The following is a 15226-nucleotide window of genomic DNA, read 5'->3' as shown; positions in this document are numbered from 1 at the left end:
CCAGTGTACGCCGGGCTTGAATGGCAATGAAACGAAAAAGGCCCGCGGCGCTTTGCGCCACGGGCCCTGCGATGCCGATTTGGTCTCAGCCGTTGATCTCTTCCGCGCGGTGGCAGGCCACCATGCGCTGGTCCAGCTCGCGCAGCTGCGGCACCTCCGCCTTGCAGCGCTCATTGGCGTGCGGGCAACGCTTGTGGAAAGCGCAGCCGGACGGCGGATTCAGCGGGCTGGGCAGCTCGCCCTCGATCTTGATCTTGATGCGGCGGTCTTCCGGATGGATGGACGGCGTCGCCGACAACAGCGCCTGGGTGTACGGGTGCAGCGGCCGTTCGTAGACGCGGTCCTTGGCGCCCACCTCCACCGCTCGGCCCAGATACATCACCATCAACTCGTCGGCGACGTGCTCCACCACCGCCAGATTGTGCGAAATGAACACATAGGCGGTGTTGAACTCCTCCTGCAGATCCATGAACAGGTTCAGCACCTGCGCCTGGATCGACACGTCCAGCGCCGAGGTCGGCTCGTCCGCCACCACGATCTTGGGATTCAGCATCATCGCGCGGGCGATGGCGATGCGCTGGCGCTGGCCGCCGGAGAACATGTGCGGGTAGCGGAAATAGTGCTCCGGGCGCAGGCCGACGCGGGCCATCATCGCCCGCACCTTTTCTTCGCGCTCCTTCGCCGACAGATCGGTATTGATCAGCAGCGGCTCGGATAGCTGATCGCCTATCTTCTGGCGCGGGTTCAACGAGCCGTACGGGTTCTGGAACACCATCTGCACCTTGCGACGCATCGCCTTCAGCTCGGCGCCGCTGGCCTTGGCCGCATCCTGGCCGTCCAGGATCAGCGAGCCGGAAGTCGGCTGCTCGATCAGGGTCAGCTGGCGCGCCAGCGTGCTCTTGCCGCAGCCGGATTCGCCCACCACCGCCAGCGTGCGGCCAGCCTCCAGCTCGAACGACACCCCGGCCAGCGCCTTCACCTGCGCCTTGGGCTTGAACATGCCCTGCGCCACATCGTAGTAACGGGTCAGATCTCCCGCCTGCAAAACCTTAGCCATGCTGCTTCTCCTTGGCCAGCAACGGGTAGTGGCAACGCACCGCGCCATGCTCGTGGGCGGTCAATCCGGGCCGCTGGCCGCGGCAGTTGTCCTGCGCGTACGGGCAGCGCGGCGACAGCAGGCAGCCGCTGGGCCGGTCGTACTGGCCGGGCACGATGCCCGGCAGCGTGGCCAGCCGGCGCGCGCCCTTGCTGTGCTCGGGAATGGACGACAGCAGCGCCTCGGTGTACGGATGGGCGGGATGGCGGAAGATTTCCGGCACCGTGCCCATTTCGGCCACCTGGCCGGCGTACATCACCACCAGCCGCTGCGCGACCTCGGCCACCACGGCCAGATCGTGGGTGATCAGGATCAGCGCCATGTTCTGGCTCTTCTGCAGGGACACCAGCAGCTCCATGATCTGGGCTTGAATGGTGACGTCGAGCGCGGTGGTGGGCTCATCGGCGATCAGCAGCTTGGGGCTGCAGGCGATGGCCATCGCGATGGCGACGCGCTGGCTCATGCCGCCCGACAACTGGTGCGGATAGGCGGCAAGCCGCGACTCGGCGGCCGGAATCTCCACCAGTTGCATCAGCTCCAGCGCGCGCGCCTTCAAGGCCGCGCCGCGCAGGCCCTGGTGCACCTTCAGCACTTCCATGATCTGGTAGCCGACGGTGTAGCTGGGGTTCAGCGCCGTCATCGGGTCCTGGAAGATCATCGAGATGTCCTTGCCTACGATCTTGCGGCGGCCGCGCGCCGAGATGCTCAGCAGGTCCTTGCCGTCGAAACTCAGCTCGTCGGCGACGATGCGGCCCTGCCCTTCCAACAGGCCCATCATCGCCATCATGGTCACAGACTTGCCGGAGCCGGACTCGCCGACGATGCCGACGATCTCGCCCTGGGCGACACTGAGCTCCAGCCCTTCCACCGCGCGGAACGGGTTCTTCTCCGATCCGAATTCCACGGACAGGTTTTTGATTTGCAACAGACTCATGTTCTTGTCCTCAGGCGGCGCGCTTCAGCTTCGGGTCCAGCGCGTCGCGCAGGCCATCGCCCATCAGGTTGATCGCCAGTACCGACAGCAGAATGGTCAGGCCCGGCAGGGTCACCACCCACCAGGCGCTCTCGATGTAGTCGCGGGCCGAGGCCAGCATGGTGCCCCACTCCGCGGTCGGCGGCTGCACGCCCAGGCCCAGGAAGCCCAGCGCGGCGATTTCCAGGATGGCGGAGGAGAAGCTCATGGTGGCGTGCACGATCAAGGGCGCCATGCAGTTGGGCAGCACGGTGACGAACATCAGGCGGCCGAGACCGGCGCCGGCGACGCGGGACGCCACCACGTAGTCGCGGTTCAGTTCGGTCATCGCCGAGGCGCGGGTCAGCCGCACATAGGCCGGCAGCGACACGGTGGCGATGGCGATCATCGCGTTGGTCAGGCCCGGCCCGAGGATGGCCATGATGGCCACCGCCAGCAGCAAGGACGGCAGCGCCATCATGATGTCCATCAATCGCATGATGGATGCGCCCAGCGCCTTGGGGAAGAAGGCGGCCAACAGGCCCAGGATCACGCCCGGCACCAGCGCCATCAGCACCGACATCAGGCCGATGAACAGCGACAGCCGCGCGCCGTAGATCAGGCGCGACAGAATGTCGCGGCCCAATTCGTCGGTGCCGAACAGGAATTGCGCGCTGCCGGCGGCCTCCCAGGCCGGCGGCGTCAGCATGTGGTCGCGGTACTGCTCGATCGGGCTGTAGGGCGCGATCAGCGGCGCGAACAGCGCACAGGCGACGATGAACAGCACGAAAACGAGGCCGGCGACCGCGCCCTTGTTGTGGGAAAAGCCCTGCCAGAACTCCTTCAGCGGAGACGGATAGGACAGCGCCAGGTCGGCCGTCTGCGCGGCCGCGGTTTGATTGGTTTGGCTCATGTTGCGTCTCTGCTTACTTGGCGTGACGGATGCGCGGATTGGCGATGCCGTACAGGATGTCGACGACGAAGTTGGTGACGATCACCAGCGTGGCCACCATCAGGATGCCGTTCTGCACCACCGGGTAGTCGCGGCGGGCGATGGCGTCGATCAGCCATTTGCCGATGCCGGGCCAGGAGAAGATGGTTTCGGTCAGCACCGCGCCGCCCATCAGCGTGCCCACCTGCAGGCCGATCACGGTCAGCACCGGGATCAGCGCGTTGCGCAGGGTGTGGATGAAGATGACGCGCGCCGGCGACAGGCCTTTGGCGCGCGCGGTGCGGACGTAGTCCTCGCGCAGCACTTCCAGCATCGACGAGCGGGTCATCCGCGCGATCACCGCCAGCGGGATGGTGCCCAGCACGATGGACGGCAGGATCAGGTGCGACAGCGCGCTCTTGAACGCGCCGGCGTTGCCCTCGGGATCGGCCGCCTCGGCCAGCCAGCTGTCGATCAGCATGAAGCCGGTCTTGGGATGGATGTCGAACATCAGGTCCATGCGGCCGGACACCGGCGTCCAACCCAGCTTGACCGAGAAGAACATGATCAGGATCAGGCCCCACCAGAAGATGGGCATCGAGAAGCCGGTCAGCGAAATGCCCATCACGCCGTGGTCGAATATCGAGCCGCGCTTGATGGCGGCCAGCACGCCGGCCAGCAGCCCCCACACCATGGCGAACAGCAGCGCGGACAGCGCCAGCTCCAGCGTGGCGGGGAACAGTGTCTTGAACTCGGTCCAGACGCTGGTCTTGGTGACCAGCGACTCGCCGAGGTTGCCGTGCAGCAGATTGACGACGTAGTCGAAGTATTGGGCGTACAGCGGCTTGTCCAACCCCAGCCGGTGCAGCGCTTCGGCATGCATCTGGGGATCGAGCGTGCGCTCGCCCACCATCACTTCCACCGGGTCGCCGGGGATCAGGCGGATCAGCGCGAAAGTCAGCAGCGTGATGCCGAAGAAGGTGGGCACCAACAGGCCCAGCCTTCGCAGGATGAATGAAAACATGAAAACCTCTCCCGGACGCGCGCATGGCGCGGCGTCCTCAGACCTAGACATCGCGTGCAAGGAATCCGTACAGGAAAGGTAGAAACGCAAGACGCGCCGAGAAGGCGCGAAAGAGAAAACCGGGTGCCGGACAGCAGACTGGCAACTAAACCACCCACCAGCATTAGCTGCATCCACTGTCGCGGCAGGAGAGACAATAGCAGCGCGCTGTCCCGTCCCGCTTGACGCAGGTCAAACCGCCGTCACCGCCGGCCGACCGTCGTCCCATCTCTAACCATTTTCCTGTGCAGACACTGCCATGCCGCCGCGGCCGCCCTCTCTGCCGGAGGACTGGGTGCGACGGCACTTACGCCAGGCGGACGGAGCTTCCGCCCCGCCGCCGATTACGGTTACGCCTGGTTTGAAACCAGGCTTACTTGACGCTGACGCCGTAGAAGGAGTTCAGGCCGAACGGGCTGACCTTGAAGCCCTGCACCGACTTCAGCATCGGCTGATTGACGGTGGAGTGGGCGATGGTGGTCATCGGCACTTGCTGCTTCACGATCTCCTGCGCCTTCATGTACAGCTTGGTGCGCTCGGCGACGTTGGAAGTGGCCTTGCCCTTCTGGATCAGGTCTTCGAACGGCTTGTAGCAGAACTTGGAGAAGTTGTTGCCGTTCATCGCGTCGCAACCGAACAGCACGCCCAGCCAGTTGTCCGGATCGCCGTTGTCGCCGGTCCAGCCGATCAGCATCGAGTCGTGCTCGCCGGCCTTGGCGCGCTTCAGGTACTCGCCCCACTCGTAGGAGGTGATCTTGGCCTTGACGCCGATCTTGGCCCAGTCGGCCTGCACCATTTCCGCCATCAGCTTGGCGTTGGGGTTGTACGGACGCTGAACCGGCATCGCCCACAGCGAGATGTCGAAGCCGTTCGGGTAGCCGGCCTTGGCCAGCAGCGCCTTGGCCTTGGCCACGTCGTACGGCGCGTCCTTCAGGCTCTTGTTGTACGACCACTGGGTCGGCGGCATCGGATTGGTCGCGGCCTGGCCGGCGCCCTGGTATACCGCCTGCAGGATGGCCTTCTTGTTGATGGCCATGTCCAGCGCCTGGCGCACTTCCAGCTTGTCCAGCGGCTTGTGCTTGACGTTGTAGGCCAGGTAGCCCAGGTTGAAGCCGGCCTGGGACATCACGCTCATCTTCGGATCGGCCTTCATCGCGGCGATGTCGGTCGGGCGCGGGTAGGTGGTGATCTGGCACTCGCCGGCCTTCAGCTTCTGGTAGCGCACCGACGGGTCGGTGGTGATGGCGAACACCAGGTTGTCCACCTTCGGGCCATCAGCCTTGTTCCAGTAGTCCTTGTTGGCGGCGAAGCGGATCTGCGCGTCCTTCTGGTAGCGCTTGAAGACGAACGGGCCGGTGCCCACCGGCTGCTGGTTGATCAGCTGCGGCTTGCCGTCCTTCAGCAGCTTGTCCGCGTACTCGGCGGACTGGATGGAGGCGAAGCTCATCGCCAGGTTCTGCAGGAAGGCGGCATCCACCTTCTTCAGCGAGAACTTGATGGTGTACGGGTCTACCTTCTCCACCTTGGCGATGTTGGCGTCCATGCCCATATCGGTGAAGTAAGGGAATTCGGTCGGGTAAGCCTTGCGGAACGCGTTGCCCTTGTTGAGCATGCGGTCGAAGGTGAAGGCCACGTCGTCGGCGTTGAATTCGCGGGTCGGCTTGAAGTAGTCGGTGGTCTGGAACTTCACGCCCTTGCGCAGATGGAAGGTGTAGGACAATCCGTCCGAAGACACATCCCACTTCTCGGCCAGGCCCGGAATGACCTTGGTGCCGCCGCGCTGGAATTGCACCAGGCGGTTGAACACGGTTTCGGCCGAAGCGTCAAAGTCGGTGCCGGAGGTGTACTGGCCCGGGTCAAAGCCCGCCGGGCTGCCCTCGGAACAAAACACCAACGTCCCCGCGGCCTGCGATGCCACGGAAGCCCCAGCAATCGCGCCAGCAAGCAGCAACTTCTTGAAAGTTTGCATAATGTTTCCCTTCCTTTGTACAGACTAATTAGTCTTTTCTGATATTCAACCTGAGCATGTCTAGGCTTCGGCTGGTGGGGGATACATTATTCACAGAGGGCGCTTTTGACAAGCGCCCTCTGGCTTTTCATGCCTAATCCGACTATGACAATTCGTAAACGGAAAGTTAACTACACGCGGCGCAATATGACGGAACCCACGGAATAGCCGGCTCCAAACGAGGAAATGACGCCAACATCGCCGACGTTCAAATCATGCGAATGAAGATGGAAGGCGATGATGGAACCGGCGGAACTGGTGTTGGCGTAACGGTCCAGAATCACCGGGGCCTCCACCGTATCGGCCTCCCGGCCGAGCACGCGGCGGGCGATCAGCTGGTTCATCGCCAGGTTGGCCTGGTGCAGCCAGAAGCGGCGCACGCCTTCCGGCGCGATGCCCAGACCGCCCAAGTGGTCGACGATGTGCTCGCCCACCATCGGACACACTTCTTTGAACACCTTGCGCCCCTGCTGGACGAACAGCTTGTCGGGCTGGCCGACGCCGGTCTCGTCGCAACGGTTCAGGAAGCCGAAGTTGTTGCGGATATTGTTGGAGAACACCGTCGCCAGCTTGCAGCCCAGCACCTCGAAACGGTGCGCCGAAATGGCCGCGTCGGCGCGCTCCAGCACCACCGCGGTGCAGGCGTCGCCGAAGATGAAGTGGCTGTCGCGATCGCGGAAGTTCAGATGGGCGGAACAGATCTCCGGATTCACCATCAGCACCGCGCGCGCCTGGCCGGCTGCCACCGCGTTGACCGCGGTCTGGATGCCGAACGTCGCCGACGAGCAGGCCACGTTCATGTCGAAGGCGTAGCCATCGATTCCCAACGCCTGCTGCACTTCGATCGCCATCGCCGGATAGGGGCGCTGCATATTGGAGCAAGCGACGATCACCATGTCGATGTCGGCGGCGGCGCGGCCGGCGGCCTCCAGCGCCCGCCTGGCGGCGGCCACGGCCATCTCCGCCTGCACTGACAACTCGTCATTGCCGCGCTCGGGCAGATGGGGCGCCATTCTCGCCGGGTCCAGCACGCCGCTCTTGTCCATCAGGAAGCGCTGCTTGATGCCGGAAGCCTTTTCGATGAACTCCGCGCTGGATTCCGCCAGCGGCTCCATCGAACCGGCGGCGATGTCGGCCGCGCGGGCCTCGTTGCGCTCGCGCACGTAGGCATTGAACGCCTCGACCAGTTCGGCGTTGCCGACCGCGTGGGGAGGGGTGAACAAGCCCGTCCCGCTGATAACAACCTTATGCATCTTTTTATGTCCTCATCCCAACTGAGCAGGAACGAAAGCATGGCGGCGAACCCGGCCTTCCTCGGCCCGGCCGGTTGCGCCCGCCGCCACTCGGCGCCCTTGCGGGCGAATCTCGCGAAAATATTGCAGCGATTTTACACAGCACCCGGCGCGCAGGTGTAAGAAATCCATAGCCTTTAATGGCTTAAACCAAGTAAAATGCTCAACTTTGCGACTTCCGGCGCTAGGTTGCCTCGCCAAATACTTGACTATTTTAGTCGGATATTAGGTATAATCTGAGGCAGAACCACCACCCACCGGAACTGAACATCATGCGCCTTACCACCAAAGGACGTTTTGCCGTCACCGCGATGCTCGATCTCGCGATGCGCGAGGGAGGCGGGCCGGTCACCCTGGCCGGCATCAGCGAGCGCCAGAGCATCTCGCTGTCTTACCTTGAGCAGCTGTTCGGCAAGCTCAGACGCGCCGAACTGGTAGACAGCGTGCGCGGTCCCGGCGGCGGCTACACGCTCGCCAAACAGATCTGCGACATCTCCGTGGCCGACATCATCGTCGCCGTGGACGAGCCGGTGGACGCCACCCAGTGCGGCGGGCGCGAGAACTGCCGCGGCAGCCAGCGCTGCATGACCCACGACTTGTGGACCAACCTCAACGTCACCATTTTCGATTACCTCTCCAAGGTAAGCCTCGCCAGCCTGGTGGAAGAACAACACACCAAAGAGCAGCAAACCAAGGAGAGCAGCGTCGTGCAGGACAAGCGCGACAGCTGTAGCAGCTCCCGTGCAGCTGCCAGCAGCGCCCTGTGAGCGCATGAAAAATCTTGCGGAGATTAAATAAATGAGCCAGCCCAAGCTACCGATCTATCTGGATTACTCGGCCACCACCCCGGTGGACCCGCGCGTCGCCGAAAAGATGATTCCCTATCTGACCGGCAAGTTCGGCAACCCCGCCTCGCGCAGCCACAGCTTCGGCTGGGAAGCCGAGGAAGCCGTCGAGAACGCGCGCGCAGAAGTGGCCAAGCTGATCGGTGCCGATTCGAAGGAAATCGTCTGGACCTCCGGCGCCACCGAGTCCGACAACCTGGCGATCAAGGGCGCAGCCCAGTTCTACAAGAGCAAGGGCAAGCACATCATCACCGTCAAGACCGAGCACAAGGCGGTGCTGGACACCTGTCGCGAGCTGGAGCGCGTCGGCTTCGAAGTCACCTATATGGACGTGCAGGAAAACGGCCTGCTCGACATCGACGCCTTCAAGGCCGCCATTCGTCCCGACACCATCGTGGTGTCCGTGATGTACGTGAACAATGAAATCGGCGTCATCCAGGACATCCCGCAGATCGGCGAGATCTGCCGCGAGAAGGGCATCATCTTCCATGTCGACGCCACCCAGGCGCCGGGCAAGGTCAAGATCGACCTGAACACCCTGAAAGTGGACCTGATGAGCCTGTCCGCGCACAAGGCCTACGGCCCGAAGGGCATCGGAGCGCTGTACGTGCGCCGCAAGCCGCGCGTGCGCCTTGAGGCGCAGATGCACGGAGGCGGCCACGAGCGCGGCTTCCGCTCCGGCACCCTCGCCACCCACCAGATCGTCGGCATGGGCGAAGCCTTCCGCATCGCCCGCGAAGAGATGGACAGCGAAAGCGAGCGCATCCGCATGCTGCGCGACCGCCTGTGGAACGGCATCCAGGACATGGAAGAGGTGTACATCAACGGCGACGCCGACCAGCGCGTGCCGCACAACCTCAACGTCAGCTTCAACTTCGTCGAGGGCGAAAGCCTGATCATGGCCATCAAGGACCTGGCCGTGTCCAGCGGCTCCGCCTGCACCTCCGCTTCGCTGGAGCCGTCCTACGTGCTGCGCGCGCTGGGCCGCAACGACGAAATGGCCCACAGCTCGATCCGCTTCACGCTGGGCCGCTTCACCACCGAGGAAGAGATCGACTACGCGATCGCGCTGCTGAAGTCCAAGATCGGCAAGTTGCGCGAGCTGTCCCCGCTGTGGGAGATGTACAAGGACGGCGTGGATCTGAACAGCGTTCAATGGGCGGCCCACTGAGCCGATAACAGATGACCGGCCGCGGGGACTTGAATGAAGCCGCGGCCCGCAGGAGAAAAGACATGGCATACAGCGAAAAAGTGTTGGACCACTACGAAAATCCGCGCAACGTCGGTTCCTTCGACAAGGGCGACGACAGCATCGGCACCGGCATGGTCGGCGCGCCGGCCTGTGGCGACGTGATGAAGCTGCAGATCAAGGTGGGCGCGGACGGCGTGATCGAAGACGCCAAGTTCAAGACCTACGGCTGCGGCTCCGCCATCGCCTCCTCGTCGCTGGTGACCGAGTGGGTGAAGGGCAAGTCGCTGGACGAGGCGCTGACCATCAAGAACACCGCGATCGCCGAGGAGCTGGCGCTGCCGCCGGTGAAGATCCACTGCTCCATCCTGGCCGAAGACGCGATCAAGGCCGCGGTGGAAGACTACAAGCAAAAACACGGCAAGTAAGCGGAGGCGACTGATGGCACTCACTCTTTCCGAACGCGCCGCCCAGCATGTCGGCGCCTTCCTCGCCAAGCGCGGCAAGGGCCTGGGCGTGCGCCTGGGCGTCAAGACCTCCGGCTGCTCTGGCATGGCCTACAAGCTGGAGTTCGTCGATGTCGAGAACGGCGAAGACGTCCGCTTCGAAAGCTACGGCGTGGCCATCTACACCGACGCCAAGAGCCTGGCCTACCTCGATGGCACTGAGCTGGACTATGTGAAGGAAGGCCTGAACGAGGGGTTCCGCTTCAACAACCCCAACGTCAAGAACGAGTGCGGCTGCGGCGAGAGCTTCAACGTCTGACCCCCCGCCGCCCCGGGGCGGAGCGTTGACGCGCAAGCGCTGATGCTCCGCCTTCGTTATTTCAGTCCCTATGCCTTGGTCCGGACGCATCGATGAACCACGATTTCAACCAGGATTTCTTCAGCCTGTTCGGCCTGCAGCGCCGCTTCGCGATTGATGCGGCTGGCCTAGACGCCGCCTGGCGCGCGGCCGCCGCCCAGGTCCATCCCGACCGCTACGCCGCCAGTTCCGACGCCGAAAAGCGCAGCGCGCTGATGCTGGCGACCCGGGTCAACGAAGCCTACCAGACGCTGAAGTCGCCGCTGAACCGCGCCCGCTACCTGCTGCAGCTGTCCGGCGTGGATACCCAGGAAGAGAACAACACCCGGATGCCGGGCGACTTCCTGATGGCGCAGATGGAATGGCGCGAGAGCATAGACGACGCCCGCGCCGACGTGGACGCGCTGGAGTCGCTGTCGCGCCGCCTGCGCGCCGAGGTCAAGGACCTGCAAGCCGAGCTTGAAGCCGCGCTGGACGCCCGCGCCGACTTGGACGCCGCCGCAGTCCTGGTGAGAAAATTGCGCTTCATGGAAAAGCTGGACCAGGAGATCGGCGACGCCATCGGAAACCTGCTGGACTGAGTCCCGCGCGCCGCCGCTCCCGAGCAACGACATAAAGATCAAGACATGGCTCTACTGCAAATCGCCGAACCCGGCCTTTCCTCCGCCCCCCACCAGCACCGCCTGGCCGTGGGCATAGACCTGGGCACCACCAACTCGCTGGTGGCCACCGTCAGGAGCGGCTCCGCCGCCGTGCTCCCGGACGAAACCGGCCGCAGCCTGCTGCCATCGGTGGTGCGCTACGGCGACGAAGGCGTGCTGGCGGTCGGCTACGACGCGCAGAAGGAACAAAACCGCGATCCACACAACACCATCGTCTCGGTGAAGCGCTTCATGGGCCGCGGCGTCAGCGACATCAAGGACGCCGGCAGCCTGCCCTACCGCTTCGTCGACGCGCCGGGCATGGTGCAGCTGGTCACCCGCGCCGGCGTCAAAAGCCCGGTCGAGGTGTCGTCCGACATCCTGCGCGCGCTGAAAGACCGCGCCGAAGAGAGCCTGGGCGGCGAGCTGACCGGCGCGGTGATCACCGTGCCCGCCTACTTCGACGACGCCCAGCGCCAGGCCACCAAGGACGCCGCGCGCCTGGCCGGCCTCAATGTGCTGCGCCTGCTGAACGAACCCACCGCCGCCGCCATCGCCTACGGCCTGGACAACGGCAGCGAAGGCACATACGTCGTATACGATCTAGGGGGCGGCACGCTGGACGTGTCCATCCTCAGGCTGACCCGCGGCGTGTTCGAAGTGCTGGCCACCAGCGGCGACTCCGCGCTGGGCGGCGACGACTTCGACCACCGCGTGTTCTGCTGGCTGCTGGAACAGGCCGGGGTGACCGCGCCGTCGGCGCACGACATGCGCCTCTTGCACACCCGCGCCCGCGAAGCCAAGGAAGCGCTGACCGACCACGCCAGCACCCGCGTCACCGCGATCCTTTCCGACGGCCAGTCGCTGGACCTGGAACTGGACCAGGCCACGCTGCACGCCATCACCAAGACGCTGGTCGACAAGACCCTCACGCCGGTGCGCAAGGCGCTGCGCGACGCCAGAATCACGCCCGAAGACATCCAGGGCGTGGTGATGGTGGGCGGCGCCACCCGCATGCCGCACGTGCAAAAAGCCGTGGCCGACCACTTCGGCCGCGCGCCGCTGACCAACCTCGATCCAGACAAGGTGGTGGCGCTGGGCGCCGCCATCCAGGCCAATGTGCTGGCCGGCAACAAGCAGGACGACGAGTGGCTGCTGCTCGACGTGCTGCCGCTGTCGCTGGGCATCGAGACCATGGGCGGCCTGACCGAGAAGATCATCCCGCGCAACAGCACCATTCCGGTTGCGCGCGCGCAGGACTTCACCACCTTCAAGGACGGCCAGACCGCGATGTCCATCCACGTGCTGCAGGGCGAGCGCGAGCTGGTCTCCGATTGCCGCAGCCTGGCCAAATTCACGCTGACCGGCATCCCGCCGATGGTGGCGGGCGCCGCGCGCATCCGCATCACCTTCCAGGTGGACGCCGACGGCCTGCTGTCGGTCACCGCGCGCGAGCAGACCTCGGGCGTGGAGTCCAGCATCGAGGTCAAGCCGTCCTACGGCCTGTCCGACGACGAGATCAGCCGCATGCTGACCGACTCCATGGCCAACGTGCAGGAAGACATCGAGGCGCGCAAGCTGCGCGAGGCCATTGTCGACGCCGAAAGCCTGCGCGACGCCACCATCAACGCGCTGGCGCAGGACGGCGACCTGCTGGACGACGCCGAGCGCGCCGAAGTGGAAGCCGCCGCCGCCGCAGTGGGAACCGCCATCGCCGCGGGCGTCACCCGCCGCATCAACGAGGCCAGCGCCGCGCTGAACCACGCCACCGAAACCTTCGCCTCCCGCCGCATGGACCGCAACATCCAGCGCGCGCTGAAGGGCCACAAGATTACCGATCTGTAAGGATACGCCATGCCGCGCATCATCGTTTTGCCTCACCCGGACCTGTGCCCGGAAGGCGCCGTGATAGACAATGTAGAAACCGGCCAGAGCATCTGCGACGCGCTGCTCGCCCACGACATCGAAATCGAACACGCCTGTGAGATGTCCTGCGCCTGCACCACCTGCCACTGCATCGTCCGCGAAGGCGGCAACTCGCTGAACGAGGCCGACGAGCTCGAAGAAGACCTGCTGGACAAGGCCTGGGGCCTGGAGGCGCAATCGCGCCTGTCCTGCCAGGCCATCGTCGCCGACGAGGATCTGGTGATCGAGATCCCGAAGTACACGATCAACCACGCCCGCGAACACCATTAAGGAGCAGGCCCTGAAATCCCGGCGGCAGCGTTGCGCCGCCTTGCCGTACTATGTGTACTGTCTGCGGCGGCGCGCCTCCCCGCTGCCGCTGCGCTGGATTTCATGACCTACTCCCGCTCAGGAGACATCTATGAAATGGACCGACGTTAACGACATCGCCATCGAACTGGCGGACGCCTACCCGGACGTGGACCCGAAGACCGTGCGCTTCGTCGACCTGCACAACTGGGTGGTGGAGCTGCCCGGCTTCGACGACGACCACGCCCGCGGCGGCGAGCGCGTGCTGGAAGCGATCCAGCAGGCGTGGATAGACGAAGCGGAGTGATCGCTTCACGGCAAAGGCCCCGGAATAAGGGGCCTTTGTCTTGCGGCCTCGGCGTCGCGTGAAAATCGCCGCCGGCCGGTTTATCATCGACAGACGCGCGCCGGCCTTCGCCGGCGCCCCGCTACGGAGCCGCCATGTTCACGCTGATCATCGGCAACAAGAACTACTCCCCCTGGTCGCTGCGCCCCTGGCTGCTGCTGAAGATGCTGGACGAGCCGTTCAAGGAGCAGCAGATCGATCTCTACCTGTCCGACAGCAAGGCCCGCATCCTGGCGGCCAATCCGGCCGGCAAAGTGCCGGTGCTGGTGGACGACAAGCTCAGGATATGGGATTCGCTGGCCATCTGCGAATACCTGGCCGAATGCTTTCCCGCCGCCGGGCTGTGGCCCACCGACAGCGCGCTGCGCGCCGTCGCCCGCTCCATCGTCGCCGAGGTCCACTCCGGCTTCGCCGCGCTCAGGGAAAACCTGCCGATGGACATCACGCTGCGCCAGGTGGATTACGAGAGCTCGCCGGCAGTGGAATCCGACATCGCGCGCGTGATCGCGCTGTGGGAAGAGCAGCGCGAACGGCACGTCGCCGACGGCGAGTTCCTGTTCGGCGGCTTCACCATCGCCGACGCCTGCTTCGCGCCGATCTGCACCTGCTTCCAGACCTACAACGTCAGGCTGCCGGAGCGCTCTCAAGCCTATGTCCGCCATATCCTGTCCCTGCCCGCCATGCAGGAATGGTATTCGGCGGCGGCCGCGGAAAGAAAACGCCCGTTCTGAGTCAGAGAATGTCGCAAAACGGGTGGATCAACGCGCCATAAGTCATTAGAATGGCGCGTTTTTTACATTTTCATTACGTCAAGGATTTCACATGAGCACCCCGTTCATCATTGGCGTTGCCGGCGGCAGCGGCAGCGGAAAAACCACGGTAACCAACAAGGTGCTGGAGACCATTGGTTCCGAGATGGCGGCGGTGATCATCCAGGACTACTACTATCGCGACCAGAGCCACCTGACTTTCGAACAGCGCCTGGGCACCAACTACGACCATCCGCAAGCGTTCGACTGGCCGCTATTGATCTCCCATATCGACGATCTGCGCAATGGCCGCTCCATCGAGATGCCGGTGTACGATTTCTCCAATCACACCCGCTCCGACAAGACCGTCACCGTGCAGCCGGCGCCGGTGATCGTGATCGAAGGCCTGTTCCCGCTGTACGACGCCGCGCTGCGCGAGATGATGTCGCTGAAGATCTTCGTCGACACAGATTCCGACGTCCGCTTCATCCGCCGCCTGAAACGCGACATCGCCGAGCGCGGCCGCACCATGGAAAACGTGATCGAGCAATACCTGTCCACCGTGCGCCCGATGCACAACCAGTTCATCGAGCCGACCAAGCGCTTCGCCGACGTGATCCTGCCGCACGGTGCCAACGATCCGGCGGTGGACATCATCACCACCAAGGTCGCCAGCCTGATGGTGTGACGGCGCAAGACGCCATAGACGCGAAAGCCGCCCCAGGGCGGCTTTTTGCTTGCCCGGTTGACGCCGCCGGCCGCGCGGACGGACAATCGCCGCTCGCGCCATCCGGCGCGCATGATCAAGGACACACGATGCACACCATCAAACCGCGCAATCCGCTGGCTTGCGCCGCCATCCTGAAAAAGGGAGGCGCCCACGGCCGCAGCCGATCCGGCCTGCGCCAATCGCAGAAACACTCTCTCTGGGCGGAACTGGAAGACTGGCGCGAAGAGCGCGACCGGCAGCCGATGGCCGCCGCCCGCGCCCAGGACGCCGATGAGGCGTTTTTCTCCGCCGAGTTTCCAAAAGCAACAGGCCATCATCCGATGGCCTGTTGCTTTTGGGCGCTCGTCCGCTAACAATTCCGCACAC

The 15226-nt window shown here is 64.3% G+C and carries 17 protein-coding genes; 11 read left to right on the top strand and 6 right to left on the bottom strand.

All coding sequences use genetic code 11. The annotated features are described in order from the left end of the window. Positions 1-85 precede the first annotated feature (85 nt). The 6 genes from BKX93_RS18565 to BKX93_RS18540 form a co-directional block, all read right to left on the bottom strand. Positions 86-1057, bottom strand: a complete 972-nt coding sequence (locus BKX93_RS18565; protein ID WP_070980836.1) for a peptide ABC transporter ATP-binding protein — start codon at positions 1055-1057, stop codon at positions 86-88. Beyond that, on the bottom strand, positions 1050-2030 hold the full coding sequence (locus BKX93_RS18560) for an ABC transporter ATP-binding protein (RefSeq protein WP_070980835.1): 981 nt from the start codon (positions 2028-2030) through the stop codon (positions 1050-1052). Before BKX93_RS18560 ends, BKX93_RS18565 begins: the two co-directional genes overlap by 8 nt. Before the next feature lie 10 nt (positions 2031-2040). Next, a complete protein-coding gene (locus tag BKX93_RS18555) occupies positions 2041-2961 on the bottom strand; it encodes an ABC transporter permease subunit (RefSeq protein ID WP_046155334.1) in 921 nt (306 codons plus the stop codon). A 13-nt stretch (positions 2962-2974) separates the two neighbouring features. Next, positions 2975-4003: an ABC transporter permease subunit gene (locus BKX93_RS18550; protein ID WP_021478305.1), complete on the bottom strand. Its 1029-nt coding sequence runs from the start codon at positions 4001-4003 to the stop codon at positions 2975-2977. 412 nt (positions 4004-4415) lie between these two features. Beyond that, on the bottom strand, positions 4416-6011 hold the full coding sequence (locus tag BKX93_RS18545) for an ABC transporter substrate-binding protein (RefSeq protein WP_046155336.1): 1596 nt from the start codon (positions 6009-6011) through the stop codon (positions 4416-4418). Positions 6012-6181: 170 nt separating this feature from the next. Next, a complete protein-coding gene (locus BKX93_RS18540) occupies positions 6182-7303 on the bottom strand; it encodes a beta-ketoacyl-ACP synthase III (RefSeq protein ID WP_070980834.1) in 1122 nt (373 codons plus the stop codon). Between the two features lie 311 nt (positions 7304-7614). Here BKX93_RS18540 and iscR point away from each other — a divergent pair, with 311 nt between their 5' ends. From iscR to BKX93_RS18485, 11 genes are all read left to right on the top strand, one after another. Then, positions 7615-8109 (top strand): Fe-S cluster assembly transcriptional regulator IscR, encoded by a 495-nt coding sequence (gene iscR, locus BKX93_RS18535; protein ID WP_046155338.1) that lies wholly within the window; start codon positions 7615-7617, stop codon positions 8107-8109. 31 nt (positions 8110-8140) lie between these two features. Then, positions 8141-9358: an IscS subfamily cysteine desulfurase gene (locus tag BKX93_RS18530; protein WP_046155339.1), complete on the top strand. Its 1218-nt coding sequence runs from the start codon at positions 8141-8143 to the stop codon at positions 9356-9358. A gap of 62 nt (positions 9359-9420) precedes the next feature. After that, positions 9421-9804, top strand: a complete 384-nt coding sequence (iscU, locus tag BKX93_RS18525; protein ID WP_021478299.1) for a Fe-S cluster assembly scaffold IscU — start codon at positions 9421-9423, stop codon at positions 9802-9804. 13 nt (positions 9805-9817) lie between these two features. Further along, a complete protein-coding gene (gene iscA, locus BKX93_RS18520; RefSeq protein ID WP_070980833.1) occupies positions 9818-10141 on the top strand; it encodes an iron-sulfur cluster assembly protein IscA in 324 nt (107 codons plus the stop codon). Positions 10142-10233: 92 nt separating this feature from the next. Beyond that, complete coding sequence (gene hscB / locus BKX93_RS18515; RefSeq protein ID WP_070980832.1) at positions 10234-10761, top strand: Fe-S protein assembly co-chaperone HscB; 528 nt, start codon at positions 10234-10236, stop codon at positions 10759-10761. Positions 10762-10806: 45 nt separating this feature from the next. Beyond that, positions 10807-12666, top strand: a complete 1860-nt coding sequence (hscA, locus tag BKX93_RS18510) for a Fe-S protein assembly chaperone HscA (RefSeq protein WP_070980831.1) — start codon at positions 10807-10809, stop codon at positions 12664-12666. A 9-nt stretch (positions 12667-12675) separates the two neighbouring features. Then, positions 12676-13017: an ISC system 2Fe-2S type ferredoxin gene (fdx, locus tag BKX93_RS18505; protein ID WP_021478295.1), complete on the top strand. Its 342-nt coding sequence runs from the start codon at positions 12676-12678 to the stop codon at positions 13015-13017. 130 nt (positions 13018-13147) lie between these two features. After that, positions 13148-13342 (top strand): Fe-S cluster assembly protein IscX, encoded by a 195-nt coding sequence (gene iscX, locus BKX93_RS18500; protein WP_046155342.1) that lies wholly within the window; start codon positions 13148-13150, stop codon positions 13340-13342. A 134-nt stretch (positions 13343-13476) separates the two neighbouring features. Continuing rightward, positions 13477-14112 carry a glutathione S-transferase family protein gene (locus BKX93_RS18495; protein ID WP_046155343.1) on the top strand — a complete coding sequence of 212 codons (636 nt, stop codon included), beginning with the start codon at positions 13477-13479 and terminating at the stop codon, positions 14110-14112. 91 nt (positions 14113-14203) lie between these two features. Beyond that, a complete protein-coding gene (udk, locus tag BKX93_RS18490) occupies positions 14204-14818 on the top strand; it encodes a uridine kinase (RefSeq protein ID WP_021478292.1) in 615 nt (204 codons plus the stop codon). Positions 14819-14946: 128 nt separating this feature from the next. Further along, the gene (locus BKX93_RS18485) at positions 14947-15213 is read left to right on the top strand and encodes a hypothetical protein (protein WP_046155344.1); all 267 of its coding nucleotides are present in this window, start codon (positions 14947-14949) and stop codon (positions 15211-15213) included. Positions 15214-15226 lie beyond the last annotated feature (13 nt).

It is taken from the genome of Chromobacterium vaccinii (genome assembly GCF_001855275.1).
Lineage (GTDB): Bacteria > Pseudomonadota > Gammaproteobacteria > Burkholderiales > Chromobacteriaceae > Chromobacterium > Chromobacterium vaccinii.
Note: the sequence above shows the minus strand (reverse complement) of the source record. Positions and strands in the feature narration are given on the sequence as shown.

Bases quoted from the DNA above. Each gene is read 5' to 3' on its own strand.
- BKX93_RS18565 (WP_070980836.1), bottom strand. From the start codon at position 1,057: ATGGCTAAGGTTTTGCAGGCGGGAGATCTGACCCGTTACTACGATGTG.
- BKX93_RS18560 (WP_070980835.1), bottom strand. From the start codon at position 2,030: ATGAGTCTGTTGCAAATCAAAAACCTGTCCGTGGAATTCGGATCGGAG.
- BKX93_RS18555 (WP_046155334.1), bottom strand. From the start codon at position 2,961: ATGAGCCAAACCAATCAAACCGCGGCCGCGCAGACGGCCGACCTGGCG.
- BKX93_RS18550 (WP_021478305.1), bottom strand. From the start codon at position 4,003: ATGTTTTCATTCATCCTGCGAAGGCTGGGCCTGTTGGTGCCCACCTTC.
- BKX93_RS18545 (WP_046155336.1), bottom strand. From the start codon at position 6,011: ATGCAAACTTTCAAGAAGTTGCTGCTTGCTGGCGCGATTGCTGGGGCT.
- BKX93_RS18540 (WP_070980834.1), bottom strand. From the start codon at position 7,303: ATGCATAAGGTTGTTATCAGCGGGACGGGCTTGTTCACCCCTCCCCAC.
- iscR (WP_046155338.1), top strand. From the start codon at position 7,615: ATGCGCCTTACCACCAAAGGACGTTTTGCCGTCACCGCGATGCTCGAT.
- BKX93_RS18530 (WP_046155339.1), top strand. From the start codon at position 8,141: ATGAGCCAGCCCAAGCTACCGATCTATCTGGATTACTCGGCCACCACC.
- iscU (WP_021478299.1), top strand. From the start codon at position 9,421: ATGGCATACAGCGAAAAAGTGTTGGACCACTACGAAAATCCGCGCAAC.
- iscA (WP_070980833.1), top strand. From the start codon at position 9,818: ATGGCACTCACTCTTTCCGAACGCGCCGCCCAGCATGTCGGCGCCTTC.
- hscB (WP_070980832.1), top strand. From the start codon at position 10,234: ATGAACCACGATTTCAACCAGGATTTCTTCAGCCTGTTCGGCCTGCAG.
- hscA (WP_070980831.1), top strand. From the start codon at position 10,807: ATGGCTCTACTGCAAATCGCCGAACCCGGCCTTTCCTCCGCCCCCCAC.
- fdx (WP_021478295.1), top strand. From the start codon at position 12,676: ATGCCGCGCATCATCGTTTTGCCTCACCCGGACCTGTGCCCGGAAGGC.
- iscX (WP_046155342.1), top strand. From the start codon at position 13,148: ATGAAATGGACCGACGTTAACGACATCGCCATCGAACTGGCGGACGCC.
- BKX93_RS18495 (WP_046155343.1), top strand. From the start codon at position 13,477: ATGTTCACGCTGATCATCGGCAACAAGAACTACTCCCCCTGGTCGCTG.
- udk (WP_021478292.1), top strand. From the start codon at position 14,204: ATGAGCACCCCGTTCATCATTGGCGTTGCCGGCGGCAGCGGCAGCGGA.
- BKX93_RS18485 (WP_046155344.1), top strand. From the start codon at position 14,947: ATGCACACCATCAAACCGCGCAATCCGCTGGCTTGCGCCGCCATCCTG.